This is a genomic window from Mizugakiibacter sp., from assembly GCF_039680435.1.
GTDB lineage: Bacteria > Pseudomonadota > Gammaproteobacteria > Xanthomonadales > Rhodanobacteraceae > Mizugakiibacter.
On sequence record NZ_JBDKSX010000137.1, the window covers coordinates 1 to 20572 of the forward strand.

Below are 20572 nucleotides of genomic sequence, written 5' to 3' on the forward strand. Positions count from 1 at the left end.
GGCGCCGACGCGTCCAGGCGCGCCGCAGCCAGCGCGCGCCCAGCGCGAACAGCGCCAGCAGCAGCGCGGCGCACAGCCACCAGCCGGGCGCCGGCGGCCAGCCGCCGACCACCGGGAGATGGATATCGCGCAGGATCGGCCCGGCCGCGTTCACCGCACGGCCCCCGGCAGCGCATCGAACAGCGCCTGCAGCGCCGGCAGCGGATCCTCGGCGGTGTCGATGCGCCGCCACGGCACCGCGACGGCGGCGCACGCCGCGGCCAGCCGCTGCTGGCCGGCGCCGAGCCGCTGCACGAACGCGGCGCGCGCGGCATCGCCGTCGAGCGCCAACGCGAGCCGCGCGCCGGCATGGGCGAACGCGTAGCGACCGCGCGGCGGCGGCGCCAGTTCGAGCGCGTCGGCGACGATCAGCACGCGCACCTCGGCGCGCTTGCGCAGGCGGCGCAACGCCTCCTCCGCGCCGACGTCGCAGCTCTGGCCGTCGCTGAGCAGCAGCACGCGCAGCTCGCCGCGCACCAGCGCCAGCGCGCGCGCGAGCCCTTCCGACAGGGGTTGCGGCGCGATCGGCGCCCGCGCATCCCAGCGCGCCAGCGCGCCGAGCGCGGCCAGCACGCCGCGCGCGCCGGCGCGCGCCGGCACCGCTTCGCGCTGCGCGCCGAGCGCCAGCGCGCCGACGCGGTCGCCCTGGCGCTGCGCCGCCCACGCCGCCAGCGCGGCCGCGCGCGCGGCCTGCACCGACTTGTAGCGCACGCGCGTGCCGAAGCGCAGCGCCGGATGCGTGTCGACCAGCAGCAGCAGGCTGCGCTCGCGTTCCTCGCGGTACAGCTTGGTGTACGCGCGGCCGGTGCGCGCGGTGACGCGCCAGTCCAGCGCGCGGATGTCGTCCCCGGGCTGGTATTCGCGCGACTCGGCGTAGTCCATGCCGCGCCCGTGCGCGCGGCTCGGATGCACACCCGCCGCCGGCACGCGCGCGCGCGGCGCCGGCCGCAGGCGCAGCGCGGCGTGCCGCAGCGCGATCAGCTCCGCAAGCGCCACCGCGGTGACGCCGGCCACCGTGCGCGGATCGGCGCTGGCGGGCGCGGCGCTCACGGCAGCGGCACGCGCTCCAGCAGGGCGTCGATCACCGCGTCCGTGCGCACGCCCTCGGCTTCGGCCTCGTAGGTGAGCAGGACGCGGTGGCGCAGCACGTCGTGCGCGACCGCGTGCACGTCCTCCGGCAGCGCGTAGTCGCGCCCCGCCAGCCAGGCGCGCGCGCGCGCGCAGCGGTCCAGCGCGATCGTCGCGCGCGGGCTGGCGCCCCAGGCGATCCAGCGCGGCAGGCGCGCGTCGTAGGCGCCGGCTGCACGCGTCGCCAGCACCAGTTGCACCATGTATTCCTCCAGGCCGGCGGCAACGTGCAGCGCCAGCACGGCGCGCCGCGCGGCGAAGATGTCGTCCTGGCGGAGCAGGCGCGCCTCCGCGGCGGGCGCGTCCAGCGCCTGGCGCGCGCGGCGCTGGGCGAGATGCAGGATCTCGCGCTCGGCATCCGCGCGCGGATAGCCGATCGCCACGTGCATCAGGAAACGGTCGAGCTGCGCCTCGGGCAGCGGGTAGGTGCCCTCCTGCTCGATCGGATTCTGCGTCGCCATCACCAGGAACAGCTCGGGCAGCGGCCAGGTGCGCCGGCCGATGGTCACCTGGCGCTCGGCCATCGCCTCCAGCAGCGCCGACTGCACCTTGGCCGGCGCGCGGTTGACCTCGTCGGCGAGCACCAGGTTGCGGAACAGCGGGCCGGGCTGGAATTCGAACGTGCCGTTCTGCGGACGGAAGACCTCGGTGCCGGTCAGGTCGGCCGGCAGCAGGTCGGGCGTGAACTGGATGCGGTGGAAGTCGGCCTCGATGCGCGCCGCCAGCTCCTTCACCGCGGTGGTCTTGGCCAGGCCCGGCGCGCCCTCGACCAGCAGATGGCCGTCGGCCAGCAGCGCGATCAGCAGGCGTTCGACCAGCGTTTCCTGGCCGATCACCGCGTCCTGCAGGCTGCCGCGCAGCGCTGCGAACGCCGTGCGCAGCGCGTCGCCGCGGTCGGCGTGCGGCATGTCCATCGATGCACCTCCAGTCGTCACGCGGCTATGACCGCATGCACGCACGGAAGTTTAGCGGCGCCGGAAAGCGCAGGGGCGGCCGGAGCCGCCCCTGCTGCCGTTCCGCCGTCGCGGGACGGGTCACTTCAGGCTTTCGGCGAGGATCTTCGGCGTCACGAAGATCAGCAGCTCGGCCTTGTTGTTGTCGCGGTGCTTGTTGCGGAACAGCATGCCGACGCCCGGGATGTCGCCCAGGCCGGGCACCTTCTTCAGCGTCTCCGACTTGGTCAGCTCGTAGATGCCGCCGAGCACCACGGTCTGGCCGTTGTCGACCAGCACGGAGGTGTTGATCTCGCGGGTGTCGATCTGCGGCACGAAGCCGCCGCCCGGGTTCGGCACCAGCTGCGCCAACGAGTCCTTCTTGACGTTGATCATCAGGTAGACGCGGTCGTCGGCGGTGATAGTCGGCGTGACGCGCAGTTCCAGCACGGCGTCCTTGAACTGCACGGTCGCGGTGCCGGCGCCGCCGCCGCCGCCCGCGCCCGAGTTCTGGAAGGTGACGTAGCCGATCTGCTGGCCCTGCTTGATCACCGCTTCCTGCTGGTTGGCGGTGATCACGCGCGGGCTGGAGATCACCTCGCCGCGGCCTTCGGTCTGCGCCGCCGACAGCTCGAGGTCGAGCAGGTAGTTGGCGCCGAGGATGGCCAGGCCGAAGCTGCCGGTCGGGTTGGTGGCCGGCAGGTTGACGTTGGTGCCGCCCGGGAAGGTGATCGTGCCGGTGGGATTCAGCGTCGTGCCCGCGTTGTGCACGTCGGTGGCCAGGCTGTTCGCGCCGGGCTTGGCGTCCACCGAGGGCGCGGTGGAGATCACCTGCCCGCTCGGGTTCTGCCGGAACGCGCTGACGCCGAACTTGACGCCCAGCTCGCGGGTGAAGTCGTCGGATGCGACCACGATGCGCGACTCGATCAGCACCTGCTGTACCGGGCGGTCGAGCGTGCCGACCAGTTCGCGGATCGAGCGGATCTTCTCCGGCGTATCGTTGACCAGCAGGGTGTTGGTGCGCTCGTCGAACGAGACGCTGCCGCGCGTCGACAGGAAGCCGTGGCGGGCACCGCCGCCGCTGCCGCCGCCGAGGCTGCCCTGGGTGAGCAGCTTGGCAATGTCGGAAGCCTTGCCGTAACTGATCGGGATGATGTCGGAGACCAGCTCCGCGTTGTCCTCGGCCTTGAGGCGCGCCTCGGCCAGGTCCTGCTCGTAGCGCGCCAGCTCCTGCTGCGGCGCCACCCAGATGATGTTGCCGTTGCGGCGCTTGTCGAGGCCCTTGGCGCGCAGCACCACGTCCAGCGCCTGGTCCCACGGCACGTTGACGAGGCGCAGGGTGACGCTGCCGCCGACGGTGTCGGAAGCGACCACGTTCAGCCCGGACACGTCGGCGAGCAGCTGCAGCACCGAGCGCGTCGGGATGTCCTGGAAGTTGAAGGTGACGCGGCTGCCGCTGTAGACCGGTTCCTGGCCCTTGCCGAGCTTCTTCTGGTCGGCCTTCTTCGGCGCGATCTCGACCACGTACTCGGTGCCTGTCTGGTAGGCCGAGGGCTCGATCTCGCCGCGGATCGCGATCTCCAGGCGCGCGCCGTTGGGGCGGCCGCGCGTTTCGATCGACTGCACCGGCGTGGCGAAGTCGAGCACGTCGAGGCGCTGGGCCAGCTTGGCCGGCAGCTTGACGTTGCTCAGGTCCACCACCACGCGGTCGCCCTGGCGGCGCATGTCGGCGCTGGCGCCGGGGCCGCTGAAGTCGATGATCACCCGGCCCTCGCCGCCGGGACCGCGGCGGAAGTCGATATTGGAGACGTCGGTCGCGGCGGCAGTCACCAGCTTGGTCGGGTCGGTCTCGACCTTGGCGTTGGCCGCGGCGGCGCCGGTCATGCCGTTGCCGATGGTCAGCACGAGGCTGTCGCCGCTGACCCGGGTTTCGTAGCTGGACGGGCGGAACAGATCGACCACCACCCGGGTGCGGCCGCCGGCTTCGACCGCGGAGATGCCGGCGGTGGCGCCCGCGCCGACATCGACGTGGCGCTTGTCCCAGCCGTTGCGGGTGTCGGCCAGGTCCACCGCGATGCGCGCCGGACTCTCGGTCGTGAACACCTTGGGTTCGGGGACCGGGCCGTCGAACTTGAGGGTTACTTCGACCTTGCCGCCGGGCAGGGCCTGGTAACTGAGATCCTTCAGCACGCCCGCGGCCAGCGCCGGTACGGCGATGCCGCAGCAGGCCAGCACCAGGACCGCCGTCGCCAGGCGGCGGATGCCGGCAAGGGCCCGGAACGCGCAGCCGCCGAGTTGAGCAGGTTTCGTCATCATGTACGTCGTCCCCAAGGCTCTCATTTCTCACCCAGCGCGATGGTCGCCTGGCGTTCCATCCAGCCGCCGCTGCCGTTCGGGATCAGTTCGACGAGATCCACGTGGTCCTCGGCGATGCCCGCGACGCGTCCGTAGTTCTGGCCCATGTAGTTGCCGCTGTGGATGCGGTGGATCACGCCCTGCGGATCCTTGACCAGCGCCTCCATGCCGCCGCCGCCGCCGAGCGTGCCGACCATCCTCAGGCTGTCCAGCGGGAACGCCTCCAGCGGCTCCTTGGCCCGGTTCTGGTCGGGCCGCGGGCCGTTGACGGCGCCGTTGGCATGCAGCTCGGTCGGGCTCGGACTGAACGGATCGCGCAGATCCTGGTCCTTGTACTCGAAGGTTTCGAAGGTCTTGATCACCGGCAGCGGCGGCAGCGGCGCGCCCTTCTTGGCTTTTTCCGCGGCGACCCACTGGCGCAGGTCGCCCTGGCCGCTGCAGCCCGCCAGCAACGCCAGCGCGGCCGTTCCCATCAGGATGCGGGCAAGTGTGCGCTTCATGCTCACTTCCCTCCCTTGCGCGGGGCCGGCTTGGTCTTGCTGCTCTCGCCGGTTTCCTCGTCCTCGAGGTAGCGGTAGGTCTTCACCGTACCCTCGAGCACCAGCATGCCGCCCGGCACCAGGTCCTGGCCCTTGACCGGAGCCCGCTCGGGACGCAGCGAGACGTCGTGCATGGTCAGGATCACCACGCGCGGCAGCGAGGCCACGCCGCTGATGAAGGTGCCGAACTGGTGATAGGTGCCGACCATGCGCAGCGTGATCGGCTTCTCCGCGTAGAATTCCTTCGGGATCTCCGGACCCGGCTGGAACAGGTCGATCCCGAGACCGGCCGACAGCGCGGTCTGCGAGATGTCCACCAGCAGTTCCGGCATCTCGGTCTTGCTCGGCAACTGGCGCAGCATCTGCCGCAGCATGTCCTTCATCTCCTCGAGCTGCGCCTTCAGTGGCTCGAGGTTCACCGCCTTGGCCTGCTTCTGCGTGAACTCCTGCTTGAGCGACTCTTCCTGGGTCTGCAGGGTCTTCATCTCGTCCTGCTGGTCGCTGACCTTGAAGTACCAGCCGGCGAGCAGGATCACGACGAACAGCATCGCGCAGAAGAACAGCTTGACCGAGACCGGCCAGCCGCCGATGTTGTTGCGATCGAGGTTGCGCAGGTCGTCGAGGAACTTCATGGCTTGCTCCCCCCGTTGCCCGGATGGCCGGCCTGCGCGGCCGTCGTGCCCGCCTTGTCCGCGTTGTCCTGCGGCTCGGGCTTGCGCAGCTTGACGTTCAGCCCGAACGTGTACGGCGTGCTCGGGTCGTTGTGCTTGTTCTCCGTGCGGGTCAGGTCGGCGTGGCCCAGCCACGGCGACGCCTCGATGTTGCGCATGTAGGTGGCCACCGCGGCGTTGGACTGCGCGACGCCATCCAGGCCGAGCTGGTCGCCGCTCTGCTTCAGGTTGCTCAGGCGCACGCCGTCGGGAATCGTCTTCACCAGCTCGTCGAACAGGTGGACCATCTGCGAGCGGTTGGCCTGCAGCTGCTCGATGATCTGCTTGCGCGCGAGCAGCCGCGAGCGGGTCTTCTCCAGATCCTTGATCTCGGCGATCTTCGCGTCGAGCTGCTTGATCTCGCCCTGCAGGTAGGCGTTGCGGTCGTTCTGGTTGTCGATGCGCGCGCCCATCCAGAACATCCACAGCAGCACCGCGACCACGGCGGCCGCCGCAGCGATGCCGAGCTGCACGTAGAACTCGCGCTCGCGCAGCTTGCGTCGCGCCGCGCGCCACGGAAGTAGGTTGATCCTGGCCATCAGTCGAAGCTCCTCAGGGCCAGCCCGCAGGCGATCATCAGCGCCGGTGCGTCCTGCGCCAGCGCCTGCGCCTGCACGCGCGGGGACAGCGACATGCTGGCCAGCGGATTGGCCACGCAGCACGGCACGCCGAGCTGCTCCTCGACCATGTCGCTGACGCCGGGGATCGCCGCGCAGCCGCCGGCGAGCACGACCTGGTCGACCTTGCTGTATTCGCTGCCGGCGAAGAAGAACTGCAGCAGGCGGCTGATCTGCTGGACCATCGCCTCCTTGAACGGCTCCAGCACTTCGATCTCGTAGGACTCCGGCAGCCCGCCCTGGCGCTTGGCCATGCCGGCTTCCTCGTAGGAGAGCCCGTAGCGGCGCATCACCTCGTCGGTGAGCTGCTTGCCGCCGAACACCTGCTCGCGGGAATAGATCGTGCGCTGGTTCTTCAGCACGATCAGGGTGGTCATGGTGGCGCCGACGTCGACCACCGCGACCACCGCATCGCGCGCCACCGAAAGCTGGTCGGCGATCAGCTTGAAGGCGTTCTCCATCGCGAACGCCTCGACATCCATCACCTTCGCGACCAGCCCGCCGAGGTCGAGCGCGGCGACGCGCATGTCGACGTTCTCGGTGCGCGAGGCGGCCAGCAGGACATTGACCATGTCCGGGTTGTCCTTGACCGGCCCCATCACCTCGAAGTCGAGGCTGACTTCCTCGATCGGATACGGGATGTACTGGTTCGCCTCGACGTGGATCTGGCCCTCGAGGTCGTCCTCGGAGAGATCGGCCGCCATCGGGATCACCTTGGTGATCACCGCCGAGCCGGCCACGGCGGCCACGGCGTACCTGGTCTTGGCGCCGGATCGCGCCAGCGCGCGGCGCACCGCCTCGCCGACCGCCTCGATCTCGACGATGTTCTTCTCCACCACCGCGTTGGGCGGGAGCGGCTCGACCGCGTAATGCTCCACGCGGTAGCGCGAGCCGGACTGGCTGAGCTGCAGCACCTTGACCGCGGTCGAGCTGATGTCAACCCCGATCAGCGGCGGCGCCTTGGGTGCGAAAAGGCCCACGGTTTTCCCCCTCCCCACGCGCTGTTACGAGCAAAAGATGCGCAGCAACATTAAATCTAAAACTTAACGGATTATCAACGGGTCCCTGGCGGAGGGCCAAGGACCTGATTCACAAAAATTTTTATTGACCTGCGCGCGCGGCGGCACGACTCTTGCCGCTGACGGGCATCCCCGTGCAGGGTTCTATACTCTTCGCGGCCCGCCCCCGACCTAGATCCTCATCACAACTCCCGCGGTCATGCGAATTTTCAAGCGTTTGCTGCGCTACGCGCTGGTCCTGGCGCTGGCCGGCATCCTCATGGGCGGCCTCGCGGTAGGCGCAGCCTACTGGCTGATCGCGCCGCGCCTGCCCTCCGTCGCCTCGCTCAAGGACGTGCGCCTGCAGGTGCCGCTGCGGGTGTACACGGCCGACGGCAAGCTGATCGCCACCTTCGGCGAGACCCGGCGCATCCCGGTACGCATCCAGGACGTGCCGGATCGCCTCAAGAAGGCCTTTCTCGCCGCCGAGGACGCCAACTTCTACGACCACCCTGGCATCGACTGGCAGGGGTTCGCGCGCGCGATCGGCCTGATGATCGCCAACCGCAGCCTGCACGTGCCGGGCGGCAGCACGATCACCCAGCAGGTCGCGCGCAACTTCTTCCTCAGCCCGGAAGTGAGCATCTCGCGCAAGGCCACCGAGATCTTCCTGTCCTTCCGCATCGAGAACTCGCTGAGCAAGGACGAGATCCTCGAGCTCTACCTCAACAAGATCTTCCTCGGCCACCGCTCCTACGGCGTCGCCGCCGCCGCCGAGTTCTACTACGGCAAGACGCTCGACCAGCTCAGCCTCGCCGAATGCGCGATGCTGGCCTCGCTGCCCAAGTTCCCGACCACCGGCAACCCGCTGTACAACCGCGAGCGCGCGATCGAGCGCCGCGACTGGGTGCTCGGCCGCATGCTCGACAACCGCTTCATCGGCAAGGCCGAGTACGCGCAGGCGCTGCAGGAGCCGGACCGCTCCTACGCGCACGAGCCGCCGATCGAGGTGGACGCGCCCTATCTCGCCGAGATGGTGCGGCTGGAGGCGATCGAGCGCCTCGGCAACGACGCGCTGACCGACGGCTACGTGGTCAAGACCACCCTGGACGGCCGTCTGCAGGACGCCGCCGTCGCCGCGGTGCGCGACGACCTCTCCGACTACGACCGCCGCCACGGCTACCGCGGGCCGGAGGCCCACGTCGAACTGCCCGCGCACGCCACCCCGGCCGACGACGACCGCGCGCTGGCGAACTACCGAGCGGTCGCCGGCCTGATCCCGGGCATCGTCACCGAGGCGGGCGAAGACCACGGGCTGGTCTACCTGGCCGACGGCCAGAGCGTGCCGCTGGACCTCGACGCGATGAGCTGGGCGCGCGCGTTCGTCAGCGACAGCCGCCAGGGCCCGAAGCCGAAGCGCGTGGACGCGGTGCTGAAGCCGGGCGACATCGTGCGCCTGGCGCGCGACGCCGAGGGCAAATGGCAGCTCGCGCAGGTCCCGCAGGCGCAGGCCGCGCTGGTCGCGCTGGATCCGGAAGACGGCGCGATCAAGGCCCTGGTCGGCGGCTTCAACTTCCAGCGCAGCAAGTTCAACCGCGCGACCATGAGCGCGCGCCAGCCCGGCTCCAGTTTCAAGCCGTTCCTGTACTCGGCGGCATTCGAGCACGGCTTCACCCCGGCCTCGATCGTCAACGACGCGCCGGTGGTGTTCCCGGACCCCTCGCAGCCCAACGGCGTGTGGGCGCCCTCCAACGACGACGACGAATTCGCCGGCCCGATGCGCCTGCGCGAAGCGCTGGCGCAGTCGAAGAACCTGGTGTCGGTGCGCCTGCTCGACGCGATCGGCATCCGCTACGCGCGCGAGTACATCGGCCGCTTCGGCTTCCCGCAGGACGCGCTGCCGGACAACCTGTCGATGGCGCTGGGCACCGCCTCGGTGTCGCCGCTGGCGATGGCGCGCGGCTACGCGGTGTTCGCCAACGGCGGCTTCCTGGTCGACCCCTACTTCGTCGCCGAAATCGACGACCGCGACGGCAAGGCCGTCTACGCGGCGAATCCCGCGCGCGCCTGCCGCAGTTGCCCCGAGCGCGTGCTCGCCGATGCCGGCCAGGCCGCGCCGACGCAGCCCGCCGCGGCGCCACGCGCCGGCGTCGCCGCGCTCGCGCCGATCGGTGCCGCCCAGGCCGCGCCCGCCGCCGCGGCCGGCGGGCCGCACCTCGCGCCACGCGTGATCGACGTGCGCAACGATTATCTGGTCACCTCGCTGATGCAGTCGGTGATCGACCACGGCACCGGCAGCGGCGCCAAGGTGCTCGGACGCAAGGATCTCGCCGGCAAGACCGGCACCACCAACGATCACCGCGACGCCTGGTTCTCCGGTTTCAACACGCACGTGGTCGCCACCGTGTGGGTGGGCCTCGACGATTTCGGCTCGCTCGGCCGCGGCGAGTTCGGCGCCAAGGCCGCGCTGCCGATCTGGATCGACTTCATGCGCGCCGCGCTGTCCGGCATGCCGGACAGCGCGCTGCCCATGCCGCCGGGCATCACCACCGCGCTGATCGACCGCGACAGCGGGCTGCCCGCCGCACCGGGCGATGCGGACGCGATGCCGGAAATCTTCCGCGTCGAGGACCTCGACCGCCTGCGCACGCGCGGACCGGCGCAGAATGCGCAACAGGAGCAGCAGCACCCCTACGACATCTTCTGAGGAGGATCGCGCCGCCGCCATCGCAGCGAACAACGCGCCCACCGGCCGTGCCCGCAGCGCACGGCCGCCCGCTCCCTGCGTGCGGGGAGCCCACCGTCCGAACCAGCGAGGCCACGATGCGTAAAGGCGAGATCCACCGCATCCACGCGCAGGACCGTATGCGCCAGAACCGGCGCCGCATCGCGCTGGAAGCCGCGCGGCTGATGAGCGAGCACGGCATCCGCGATTTCCATCGCGCCAAGACCAAGGCCGCCGAGCGGCTCGGCGTCGCCGACGAGCAGAGCCTGCCGCGCAACCACGAGATCGAGGACGCGCTGCGCGAACACCAGCGGCTGTTCCAGGGCACCGACCAGCCGCAGGCGCTGCGCCGGCGCCGCGAGGCGGCGCGCGAGGCGCTGCGTTTCTTCGCGCGCTTCGAGCCGCGCCTGGTCGGCGCGGTGCTGGACGGCACCGCCGACGCGCACTCGGCGGTGTGCCTGCACCTCTACACCGACACGCCCGATGCGGTCGGCGCGTTCCTGCACGAGCGCGGCATCCCGTTCCAGCAGCAGGCGCGGCGCCTGCGCCTCGACCGTGAGCGCCAGGCGGAATTCCCGGTCTATCTGTTCGCCGCCGGCGACGTCGCCATCGACCTCACCGTGCTGCCGCACGACGCGCTGCGCCAGGCGCCGCTGGACCGCGTCGGCGGCGAGCGGCCGATGCGCCGCGCCTCGCTGGCCGCGCTGGAGGCGCTGCTGGCCGAGGACGAGATCGCCGCGTTCGAGCAGGACGCCGAAGCCTCGCCCGATCCGTAGACGGGCCGTCCCGAAACGCCGACGCCCCGGACCGGCCGGGGCGTCGCGCAGGTGCAACGCGGGCGGTCAGCGCTTGGCGAGCGGCACGTAATCGCGCCGCGCGGCGCCGGTGTAGACCTGGCGCGGCCGGCCGATCTTGGCGTCCGGCGTCTCGTGCTGCTCCAGCCAGTGCGAAACCCAGCCGGCGGTGCGCGCGATCGCGAACATCACCGTGAACATCTCGGCGGGAATCTTCAGCGCCTTGTAGATGATGCCCGAATAGAAATCGACGTTCGGGTACAGCTTGCGCTCGATGAAGTACGAATCCTTCAGCGCGGCCTGCTCCAGCTCCAGCGCGATGTCCAGCAGCGGGTCGCTGACGTTGAGGTCGGCCAGCACCTTGTGCGTCATCTCGCGGATGATCGTCGCGCGCGGGTCGAAGTTCTTGTACACGCGGTGGCCGAAGCCCATCAGGCGGAAGCCGGAGTTCTTGTCCTTGGCGCGCTCGACCGCCTTGCCGACGTTCTTCACGTCGCCGATCTCGGCAAGCATCTTCAGCACCGCCTCGTTGGCGCCGCCGTGCGCCGGGCCCCACAGCGCGGCGATGCCGGCCGCGACCGAGGCATACGGGTTGGCGCCGGTGGAGCCGACCAGACGCACCGTCGAGGTCGAGGCGTTCTGCTCGTGGTCGGCGTGCAGGATGAACAGCAGGTCGAGCGCCTTGGCCGCGACCGGGCTCAACTGCAGCGGCTCGCTCGGCACCTCGAACATCATGTGCAGGAAGCGCGTGCAGTATTCGAGGTTGTTGCGCGGGTAGCGGAACGGCCAGCCGATCGAATAGCGGTACGCCGCGGCGGCGATGGTCGGCATCTTGGCGATCATGCGGATCGCGGACAGCCGGCGCTGGGTCGGGTCGTTGATGTCGAGGTCGTCGTGGTAGAACGCCGACAGCGAGGCGACCGCGCCGCACAGCATCGCCATCGGATGCGCATCGTGATGGAAGCCACGGAAGTAGTACTTCAGCGACTCGTGCATCATCGTGTGGTGGGTCACCTCGTGCTCGAAGTTTTCGAGCACGGCGCGCGCCGGCAGCTCGCCGTTCATCAGCAGATAGGCGACTTCGAGGAAGCTGGAGTGCTGGGCCAGTTGCTCGATCGGGTAGCCGCGATACAGCAGCACGCCCTGGTCGCCGTCGATGTATGTGATCGCGCTCTTGGTGCTGGCGGTGGAGACGAAGCCGGGATCGTAGGTGAAGTGTCCGGTTTCCTTGTACAGCTTGCCGATGTCGATGCAGTCGGGACCGAGCGTGCCGCTGACCAGCGGCAGGGACGCGCTGCGGTTGCTCTGGGCGTCGGTAAGCATGACGGACTTGTCGGACACGGCGGACTCCTTGCGGCGTTGGGGGCCGGCGCGGTCGCGACGGACGGCGCCGTCCAAGCTGTCTTCACGGGACCGGCGCAACGCGCGTGGCATTGCGCCGCGATACGCGGGATCGCGTTCGCAGAAACGCGATTATCGCATACCACCCGGACCGCGGGTGCCGGCGCAGACGGCCGGCGCTGCAGATTCCGCCACGACCTTGGTCGTATGCGGAAGCGCGGGGCGTGCGCCCCGCGCGCTTACTTCTTGGCGCCGGCGTAGCGGCGACGGAACTTGTCCACGCGGCCACCGGCGTCGATGGTCTTCTGCTTGCCGGTGTAGAACGGGTGGGACTGGCTGGAGATATCCACTTTGATCAGCGGGTACTCCTGGCCGTCCTCCCACTTGATCGTCTCCTTGCTGGTCATGGTCGACCGGGTCAGGAAGGCGAAATTGCTGGACGCGTCCTGGAACACCACCGCCTGATACTTGGGATGGACGTCGGGCTTCATGAAACCGCTCCGCGGGGGATCGAAAAGACGGCCATGTTAGCGGTTTTCCGCTATCTGCCGCAAGTTGGCGGCGACGCCGGCCGGCGGCTGCCGGGTCCGTGGAATCGCGGAAGGGGGCGCACGGCGGGCGCAGGGCGGGTTCGGCCCACCATCGCAACCTCATCGGAGGAGGCGGTGGCGGGCCGAAGCCCACCCTACGCCGTGCCGAGGGCCGCCCGCGCCAGCGCCTCGAAGCGCGCCTGGTCCACGTCCAGCACGATGCGCGCGTTGGCGGGAGCGCCCAGCCGGCGCTCCCAGTCGACCACGGTGGCGCCGCGGGTCAGCGCGCCGTCCAGTTCGACCGCGACGTGGCGATCCTCGGCGCGGGTGACGATGCCGGGCTCCAGCGCCACCGCCATCGCCAGCGCGTCGGCGGCCAGCACGCCGGGACGGCCGCGCTCGCGGTTGAACGCGCGCACCTTGCGCGAGATCGCGGCGTAGAAGCGCGCACGCGGATCGGCGGCCGCGACCCAGCGCTCGAAGCGCTCGAAGTCGAAGGCGTGGCGCACGCTCGCCTCCCAGTCCACCAGATCGAAATGCGGGAATCCGGTGAACACCACGTGCGCGGCCTCGGGGTCGAAGCCGATGTTGAACTCGGCCGGCACGAGCTGCGTGTTGCCGCGGCCGGTGACCGCGCCGCCCATCACCACCAGCCGCGCGACGCGCGTCGGCAGCGCAGGATCGAGCCGCAACGCCAGCGCGAGATTGGTCAGCGGGCCGATCGCCACCAGCGTGAGCCGGCCGGCGTGCGCATGCGACAGCCGCAGCAGCGCCAGCGCGGCGTGCTCGTCCGCCGCGCGCCGCGCCGGCGCGCGATAGCCGGTGTCGCCGAAGCCGTCTCGACCATGCACGAAGGCGGCGTCCGCGGCGGCGCGCACCAGCGGCGCGGCGGCGCCGGCAAACACCGGCGTATCGGCGCCGATTGTCTCCACCAGCTTGAGCGCGTTGCGCAGCGCATGCCCCAGGCCGACGTTGCCGGCGGTGACGGTCAGCGCGGCGACCTCGCCGTGCGCATGCGCCATCAGGATCGCCAGCGCGTCGTCCACGCCGGGGTCGGTGTCGATGAGGAGGGGCATGGGGGCTGGAACCGGGAGTGGGGAGCGGGGAGTCGTGCAAAGCATAACAACGTGCGTAAACGCCTTAGCGACCACTCCTGCGCCGCCACTCCCCCTCACGCCCCCGCATAACGCGCCGCGCCGCCGATCCAGCGCGCGACCAGGCGCTCGGCGAGTTCGGGGTGCTGCGCCAGCATCGCCTCGCCGACGCGCTGCACGGCCGGCAACAGGCGCGCGTCGCGCGTCAGGTCGGCGATGCGGAAGGCGAGCTGGCCGGTCTGGCGCGTGCCCAGCAGCTCGCCGGGTCCACGCAGTTCGAGATCCTTTTCGGCGATGCGGAAGCCGTCGCCGGTTTCGCGCATCACGTCCAGGCGCTGCCGCGCCAGTTGCGACAGCGGCGGCCGGTACAGCAGCACGCAGCTCGAGGCGACGCTGCCGCGGCCGACCCGGCCGCGCAACTGGTGCAACTGGGCGAGGCCGAGGCGTTCGGCGTTCTCGATCACCATCAGGCTGGCGTTGGGCACGTCGACGCCGACCTCGATCACCGTGGTCGCGACCAGCACGACCAGCTCGCCGGCCTTGAACGCATCCATCACCGCCTGCTTGTCCTTCGGCTTCATGCGCCCGTGCACCAGGCCGATGCGCAACGCGGGCAGCGCGGCAGTGAGCTCGGCAAAAGCCACCTCCGCGGCCTGCGCCTCGAGCTGTTCGCTCTCCTCGATCAGGGTACACACCCAGTACGCCTGGCGGCCTTCGGCGCAGGCGACGCGGATGCGCTCGATCACCTCGCCGCGGCGCGCGGCGGAGATCGCCACGGTCTGTACCGGCGTGCGCCCGGGCGGCAGCTCGTCGATCGCGGAAACGTCGAGGTCGGCGTAGGCGGTCATCGCCAGCGTGCGCGGGATCGGCGTCGCGGTCAGCACCAGTTGGTGCGGCACGCCGTCGCCGGCCAGGCCCTTGTCGCGCAGGGCGAGGCGCTGATGCACGCCGAAGCGGTGCTGCTCGTCGACGATCGCCAGGCCGAGCCGGGCGAAGGCGACGCCCTCCTGCATCAGCGCGTGCGTGCCGATCGCGATCGGCGCGCCGCCGGCCACCGCCGTCAGCGCGGCCTTGCGCGCGCGCCCCTGCACCTTGCCGGCCAGCCACACCACGTCCACGCCGAGCGGCTCGAGCCACTGGCGGAAGTTGCGCAGATGCTGCTCGGCCAGCAGCTCGGTCGGCGCCATCAACGCGACCTGGTAGCCGCATTCGACCGCGGCCAGCGCGGCCAGCGCGGCGACCACGGTCTTGCCGGAGCCCACGTCGCCCTGCACCAGCCGCAGCATCGGCGCGGTGGCGGCGAGGTCGCGCGCGATCTCCGCATCGACGCGGCGCTGCGCGCCGGTCAGCGCGAACGGCAGCCGCGCCAGCAGCGCGGCGCGCAGATGGCCGTCGCCGGCCAGTGCGGGCGCGCGCAGCGTGCGCACCTGCGCGCGCAGGCGCTTCAGGCTGAGGTGATGGGTCAGCAGTTCCTCGAAGGCCAGCCGCTGCTGCGCCGGATGCGTGCCCAGGGTCAGCCGCGCGACGTCGGCGTCGGCGGCCGGCCGGTGCACGGTCAACAGCGCCTCGCGCAGCGACGACAGCGCCAGCGGCGCGCGCAGCCCGGCCGGGATCAGCTCCAGTGCGGCCTCGTCCGGCAGGCGCGCCAGCGCCTTGGCGATCACCCCGGCGAGCCGCTTCTGGCCGAGGCCCTCGGTGGTCGGATAGACCGGCGTGAGGCGCTCCTCGACCGTCGCCGGCGCGTCGCCCGCCAGGCGCTCGTACTGCGGATGCACCATTTCCGGGCCGGTCGCGCCGAAGCGTACCTCGCCGTAGCAGCGCAGGCGCGTACCCGGCGCGAGCTGCCCGGCCTGCGCGCGGCGGAAGTGGAAGAAGCGCAGCACCAGCGTCGCGGCGGAAGCGTCGGTCAGCGCGACCCTGAGCTGCGGGCGATAGCGAAAGCCGGTCTCGACCGCCTCGACGACGCCCTCGACCTGCGCGCTCTGCCCCGGGCGCAGCTCGCGGATCGGCGTGATGCGGGTGCGGTCCTCGTAGCGCAGCGGCAGGTGGAACCACAGATCCTGCACGCGGACGAGCCCGAGCCGCGCCAGCGCCTGCGCCAGCGCGGGGCCGACGCCGGGCAACGCGGACGCCGGCTGCAGGGCGGCATCCTCGGTGGCGGCGAGCGGAGCGCGGGCGGGCGACGTCATCCTCGCAAGGGTAGCCGAGCGGCGTGCCGTCGCGTAGCGGCGCGCGCCCGCGATCGGCGTAGGTACCGGCTTACGTCAGTCGAGCACCATGATCGCGTCGACCTCGACCGCCGCGCCGCGCGGCAGCGCGGCGACGCCGATCGTCGAGCGCGCGGGATACGGCTGCTTGAAGTAGTCGGCCATCACCGCATTGACCGCGGCGAAGTTGGACAGGTCGGTCAGGTAGATACCGACGCGCACGACCTCGTCGAACGATCCGCCGGCCGCCGCGCACACCGCGCGCAGGTTGTCGAACACGCGCCGCGCCTGCGTCGCGATGTCGCCCGCCACCAGCTCGCCGGTGGCCGGATCGAGCGGCGTCTGCCCCGACAGGTACACGGTGGCGCCGGCGCGCACGGCTTGCGAATAGGGGCCGATGGCCTTGGGGGCTTCGGCGGTGTGGATGGCGGTGCGGGACATGGGGTACCTCGTGAGTGGGGAGTGGGGAAGCGTAGCAACAACGCCGTCATTCCGACGCAAGCCGGAATCCAGCCATTCGGCCCCGGTGGGATGTCCGAGAGCGCAGGCTCGCCTGCCGAGCGCGATTCACGCGATCAGATTTTGGCATGCGTCGGAATGGCACATCCAAAACGGCATCTCGCCCTACTCCCCACTTCCCGCTCCCAGCCCCTCATACCGGATGCCGATACACCCCGTTGACCGCGCCGGCGCGGCGCACGCGGCGCATCACGTCGGCGAGGTGCTTGCGGTTCTTCACCTCGATGGTGAACACCAGCGTCGCCGACATCACGTCGCGCTCGCTGTATTCGACGTTCTCGATGTTGGAGCCGCTCTCGGCGATCGCCGCGGCGACGGTGGCCAGCACGCCGGGCTTGTTGGCCACCTCGACGCGCAGCTCGACCTTGTAGTCGCCCTGCACTTCGCGGTCCCAGGCGATCTCGACGCGGCGCTCCGGCGTCTTCGCCAGCTCGGCGACGTTGGGGCAGCCGGCCTGGTGCACGACGATGCCCTTGCCTGCGGAGAGGTAGCCGACGATATCGTCGCCGGGCAGCGGATGGCAGCAATTGGCGAACGACAGCACGCCGCGCTCGGCGCCGCTGATGCGGATCTTCTCCTTGGCGCGCGCGCGCTGCGCGCCGTGCGCGCCGCCCTGCGCGGCGACCAGTTGCGCCGCCACCTGGTCGGGCATGCGGTTGCCGAGCGCGAGGTCGGCGAGCAGTTCCTCCAGGCGCTTGAACTTCTGCTCGTCGAGGTAGCGCTCGATCACCGCCGGCGGGATCGCGTCGAGGCTGGCGCCCTGCGCGTCCAGCGCGCGGTCGAGCATGCGGTGGCCGAAATCGACCGCGTCCTCGTGCTGCAGGCGCTTGAGGAAATGGCGGATCGCGGTGCGCGCCTTGCTGGTGACCACCGATTCCAGCCACTGCGGATTGGGCGCGGCGGACGGCGCGGTGATGACCTCGACGCTCTGCCCGGAGGCGAGCGGGGTGCGCAGCGGCACCAGCCGCTTGTCGACGCGCGCGGCCACCGCGTGGCTGCCGACGTCGGTGTGCACCGCATAGGCGAAGTCCAGCGCGGTGGCGTTGCGCGGCAACGCGAGGATGTCGCCGCGCGGCGTGAACAGGTAGACCTCGTCCGGGAACAGGTCGACCTTGACGTTCTCGATGAATTCCAGCGAGGAAGCCTCGCCCGCCTGGCGGTCGGCGAGGCCGGTCAGCCACTCGCGGGCGCGCGCCTGCGCGTTGTTGGCCGGGCCGGAGTCGGTCTTGTAGATCCAGTGCGCGGCGACGCCGCGCTCGGCCACCGTGTCCATGTCCTCGGTGCGGATCTGGATCTCGATCGGCGCGCCGAACGGACCGAACAGCACGGTGTGCAGCGACTGGTAGCCGTTCGCCTTCGGGATCGCGATGAAATCCTTGAAGCGGCCGTCGACCGGCTTGTACAGCGTGTGCACCGCGCCCAGCGCGTGGTAGCAGTGCATCACGCTGTCGGTGACCACGCGGAAACCGTACACGTCCATCACCTGCGCGAACGATTTGTGGTCGTTGCGCATCTTCGTGTAGATGCTGTACGGCGACTTGATCCGGCTGACCACGCGCACGGGAATATGCTCGGCGGCGAGCCGCGCCTGCAGCGCGGTCTCGATCCTGCCCATCGCCTCGCGGCGATTGCCGAGCGCGCTGCGGATGCGCGCGGCGATCACGCGGTGGCGGTCGGGGTACAGCGTGCGGAAGCCGAGATCCTGCAGCTCGGCCTTGATGCGGTTCATGCCGAGGCGCTGCGCGATCGGCGCGTAGATCTCCAGCGTTTCGCGCGCGATGCGCCGGCGCGCCTCGGCGTCCTGCGCTTCCAGCGTGCGCATGTTGTGCAGGCGGTCGGCCAGCTTGATCAGGATCACGCGCAGGTCGCGCGCCATCGCCAGCAGCATCTTGCGGAAGCTTTCCGCGGTCGCTTCCTGGCGGCTGCCGAAGCGCACCTTGTCCAGCTTGGTGACGCCGTCGACCAGTTCGGTGACGGTGGCGCCGAACTCGGCCTCGAGCTCGGCGCGGGTCAGCGCGGTGTCTTCCAGGGTGTCGTGCAGGATCGCGGCGATGATCGTCTCGGCGTCCATGCCCAGTTCGGCGAGGATGCCGGCGACCGCGATCGGGTGGGTGATGTAGGGCTCGCCGCTCTTGCGCAGTTGGCCCGCGTGGGCGCGGGCGCCGACCTCGTAGGCGCGACGCGTGCGCTGCACCTGCTCGGCGGGCAGGTAGCCGGCGAGGCGCTGCTCCAGCGCGTCGAGGCCGGGCAGCGCGGCCGCATTGTGCGGGGCCGCGAGGTTCACCACCGCCTCCTGCGCTCGTGCGCGCGGCGGATCAGGATCGTGCCGACGCGACCCACGCACGACGGCGGCAGCGGCTCAGAGGTCGTCGCCGCCCTTGGACAGGTCGTCGTCCACCTCGGCGGCCGCCCATTCCAGCGCCTCGCGCTCGGCGCGCTCGCGCTCGACGCGGTCGATCTCCTCGATCAGCGCGTTGTCCACGCTGCGCGCGGCGATCTCGCGCAGCGCCAGCACGGTGGGCTTGTCGTTGTTGTTCTCGACGCGCGGGTCGGCGCCCTTGGCGAGCTGCCGCGCGCGCTTGGTGGCCATCAGCACCAGTTCGAAGCGGTTGTCGACCACCTCGAGGCAATCCTCGACGGTAATGCGTGCCATATCAAAACCTTGTCGTATCAGAAACTTGGGGGCAAGTTACAGTCTAGCGGGACAGGGGCCGTCCTGGCAATGCGCGGCTGCCGAATGTTCAGCCGCCCCATGTACAATCGCCGCTTCGCATGGCGCGTGAATGCCGCTGTGGTCGCTGCCATCCGCGAGCAGATCGTCATTCCTGCAGGAAGCCCGATGCCGAATTCCACCGCTCCGCTCCCGCGGATCCTGCGCCGCGCCGCCCTGCTGGGCGCCGCCGCCCTGCTGGCGGGCTGCGCGATCGCGCAGCCGCGCACCGACGATCCGTGGGAGAAGTTCAACCGCAAGACGTACGCATTCAACACCGCGGTCGACAAGGCCGTGATCCGCCCGGTCGCGGTCGGCTACCGCAAGGTGACCTCGCCCGACGTGCGCCGGCTGTTCAACAACTTCTTCACCAACATCCGCCAGCCGATCACCATCGCCAACGACCTGCTGCAGGTCGAGCCGCTGCCGGCGCTGAAAAGCACGGGCCGCCTGCTGGTCAACCTGACCGTCGGCCTTGGCGGCATCTTCGATCCGGCCAGCAAGCTCGGCCTGCCGCTGGACGAGACCGATTTCGGCGTGACCCTGGCGCGCTGGGGCATGCCGGACGGCCCCTTCCTGGTGCTGCCGCTGGTCGGTCCGACCACCGCGCGCGATTTCTGGCACGTGCCGGTGGACAGCCAGTTCTTCGACCCGCTGTCCTGGTACGCGCGCGAGAACGACTACCGCTACGAGGCGCAGCACTGGCCGCAGTTGTTCTACCTGGTCACGCTGCGCGCCGGCGCGATCGACGCGGAGAGTTTCCTCGAGTCCGCCTACGACCCCTACGTGTTCGCACGCGATGCCTATCGCCAGCGCCGCGTCTACCTGATCTACCGCGGCAACCCGCCGGCCGAGGTGATCGAGCGCATGCAGGGCATCGGCGCCGACGACTTCGATCCGGACAAGCTGCTCGAGCAGCAGCGCGACTGGGAGAAGCAGCAGCAAAGCCAGCCGCCGCAACCGCCGCCGGCGCCGCCCGAGCCGAAGAAGGACGGCGACGGTGGTCCGGGCGGCACCAACCCGCTGCCGGCCGGCGCCTCCAGCACCGCCCTTCCGCAGCGTTGAGCGCGGCCCTGGCGGCGCAGACGCGAACGGCGCCCTCGGGCGCCGTTCGCTTGCATGCCCCGTGGCGGGATCAGGCGGCGCCCAGCAGCGCCTCCACGTCGCACACCCGCGCAAGCGCGCGCAGGTGAGCCGGCAGGTTGGCCACCGCGAGCGCGCGCCCCGCCCTGCGCGCGCGCGCGAGCAGTGCCAGCACGCAGGCCAGGCCGGCGCTGTCGGCCGCGGCCACGTCGCCGAGGTCGAGCCGCGGCTGCGCGCCGTCGTCCAGCGCA

Annotated in this window: 19 protein-coding genes; 3 read left to right on the forward strand and 16 right to left on the reverse strand. The window is 70.7% G+C overall.

The window, feature by feature from the left end:
- The 8 genes from ABFC67_RS14400 to ABFC67_RS14435 form a co-directional block, all read right to left on the reverse strand.
- A partial coding sequence (locus ABFC67_RS14400) for a DUF4381 family protein (RefSeq protein ID WP_346738722.1) occupies nucleotides 1-253 on the reverse strand: 253 nt, incomplete at its 3' end.
- Nucleotides 151-1089 carry a DUF58 domain-containing protein gene (locus ABFC67_RS14405; RefSeq protein ID WP_346738723.1) on the reverse strand — a complete coding sequence of 313 codons (939 nt, stop codon included), beginning with the start codon at nucleotides 1087-1089 and terminating at the stop codon, nucleotides 151-153. The genes ABFC67_RS14405 and ABFC67_RS14400, both read right to left, overlap by 103 nt.
- Nucleotides 1086-2081, reverse strand: coding sequence for a MoxR family ATPase (locus tag ABFC67_RS14410; RefSeq protein WP_346738724.1), 996 nt, complete (start codon nucleotides 2079-2081; stop codon nucleotides 1086-1088). Before ABFC67_RS14410 ends, ABFC67_RS14405 begins: the two co-directional genes overlap by 4 nt.
- Before the next feature lie 120 nt (nucleotides 2082-2201).
- The gene (locus ABFC67_RS14415; protein WP_346738725.1) at nucleotides 2202-4412 is read right to left on the reverse strand and encodes a type IV pilus secretin PilQ; all 2211 of its coding nucleotides are present in this window, start codon (nucleotides 4410-4412) and stop codon (nucleotides 2202-2204) included.
- A gap of 23 nt (nucleotides 4413-4435) precedes the next feature.
- Nucleotides 4436-4954: a pilus assembly protein PilP gene (locus ABFC67_RS14420; RefSeq protein ID WP_346738726.1), complete on the reverse strand. Its 519-nt coding sequence runs from the start codon at nucleotides 4952-4954 to the stop codon at nucleotides 4436-4438.
- A gap of 2 nt (nucleotides 4955-4956) precedes the next feature.
- Entirely contained in the window at nucleotides 4957-5625 is a 669-nt protein-coding gene (pilO, locus tag ABFC67_RS14425; RefSeq protein ID WP_346738727.1) for a type 4a pilus biogenesis protein PilO, read from the reverse strand.
- A complete protein-coding gene (locus tag ABFC67_RS14430; protein WP_346738728.1) occupies nucleotides 5622-6242 on the reverse strand; it encodes a PilN domain-containing protein in 621 nt (206 codons plus the stop codon). Before ABFC67_RS14430 ends, pilO begins: the two co-directional genes overlap by 4 nt.
- Nucleotides 6242-7300 (reverse strand): pilus assembly protein PilM, encoded by a 1059-nt coding sequence (locus ABFC67_RS14435; protein ID WP_346738729.1) that lies wholly within the window; start codon nucleotides 7298-7300, stop codon nucleotides 6242-6244. The genes ABFC67_RS14430 and ABFC67_RS14435 overlap by 1 nt, the downstream gene beginning before the upstream one ends.
- Before the next feature lie 238 nt (nucleotides 7301-7538).
- Between ABFC67_RS14435 and ABFC67_RS14440 the strand changes: the two genes are divergently transcribed.
- The gene (locus tag ABFC67_RS14440) at nucleotides 7539-10025 is read left to right on the forward strand and encodes a penicillin-binding protein 1A (RefSeq protein WP_346738730.1); all 2487 of its coding nucleotides are present in this window, start codon (nucleotides 7539-7541) and stop codon (nucleotides 10023-10025) included.
- A gap of 116 nt (nucleotides 10026-10141) precedes the next feature.
- Nucleotides 10142-10819, forward strand: a complete 678-nt coding sequence (locus ABFC67_RS14445) for a hypothetical protein (RefSeq protein WP_346738731.1) — start codon at nucleotides 10142-10144, stop codon at nucleotides 10817-10819.
- A gap of 66 nt (nucleotides 10820-10885) precedes the next feature.
- On the opposite strand, the gene ABFC67_RS14450 is transcribed toward ABFC67_RS14445, so the two are convergent.
- From ABFC67_RS14450 to rpoZ, 7 genes are all read right to left on the reverse strand, one after another.
- Nucleotides 10886-12178 carry a citrate synthase gene (locus ABFC67_RS14450; RefSeq protein WP_346738732.1) on the reverse strand — a complete coding sequence of 431 codons (1293 nt, stop codon included), beginning with the start codon at nucleotides 12176-12178 and terminating at the stop codon, nucleotides 10886-10888.
- Nucleotides 12179-12417: 239 nt separating this feature from the next.
- Nucleotides 12418-12669: a type B 50S ribosomal protein L31 gene (locus tag ABFC67_RS14455; RefSeq protein ID WP_346738733.1), complete on the reverse strand. Its 252-nt coding sequence runs from the start codon at nucleotides 12667-12669 to the stop codon at nucleotides 12418-12420.
- A 194-nt stretch (nucleotides 12670-12863) separates the two neighbouring features.
- Nucleotides 12864-13784, reverse strand: a complete 921-nt coding sequence (locus ABFC67_RS14460; protein WP_346738734.1) for a nucleoside hydrolase — start codon at nucleotides 13782-13784, stop codon at nucleotides 12864-12866.
- Nucleotides 13785-13879: 95 nt separating this feature from the next.
- The gene (recG, locus tag ABFC67_RS14465) at nucleotides 13880-15991 is read right to left on the reverse strand and encodes an ATP-dependent DNA helicase RecG (RefSeq protein WP_346738735.1); all 2112 of its coding nucleotides are present in this window, start codon (nucleotides 15989-15991) and stop codon (nucleotides 13880-13882) included.
- Between the two features lie 75 nt (nucleotides 15992-16066).
- Nucleotides 16067-16450 carry a RidA family protein gene (locus ABFC67_RS14470; RefSeq protein ID WP_346738736.1) on the reverse strand — a complete coding sequence of 128 codons (384 nt, stop codon included), beginning with the start codon at nucleotides 16448-16450 and terminating at the stop codon, nucleotides 16067-16069.
- Nucleotides 16451-16661: 211 nt separating this feature from the next.
- Nucleotides 16662-18812 (reverse strand): bifunctional (p)ppGpp synthetase/guanosine-3',5'-bis(diphosphate) 3'-pyrophosphohydrolase, encoded by a 2151-nt coding sequence (locus ABFC67_RS14475; RefSeq protein ID WP_346738737.1) that lies wholly within the window; start codon nucleotides 18810-18812, stop codon nucleotides 16662-16664.
- Between the two features lie 75 nt (nucleotides 18813-18887).
- The gene (gene rpoZ, locus ABFC67_RS14480; protein ID WP_346738738.1) at nucleotides 18888-19181 is read right to left on the reverse strand and encodes a DNA-directed RNA polymerase subunit omega; all 294 of its coding nucleotides are present in this window, start codon (nucleotides 19179-19181) and stop codon (nucleotides 18888-18890) included.
- 186 nt (nucleotides 19182-19367) lie between these two features.
- Here rpoZ and ABFC67_RS14485 point away from each other — a divergent pair, with 186 nt between their 5' ends.
- Complete coding sequence (locus tag ABFC67_RS14485) at nucleotides 19368-20303, forward strand: VacJ family lipoprotein (RefSeq protein WP_346738739.1); 936 nt, start codon at nucleotides 19368-19370, stop codon at nucleotides 20301-20303.
- A 70-nt stretch (nucleotides 20304-20373) separates the two neighbouring features.
- Here the strand turns inward: ABFC67_RS14485 and ABFC67_RS14490 are convergent.
- Nucleotides 20374-20572 (reverse strand): STAS domain-containing protein (locus tag ABFC67_RS14490; RefSeq protein WP_346738740.1); only part of this gene is annotated, 199 nt, incomplete at its 5' end.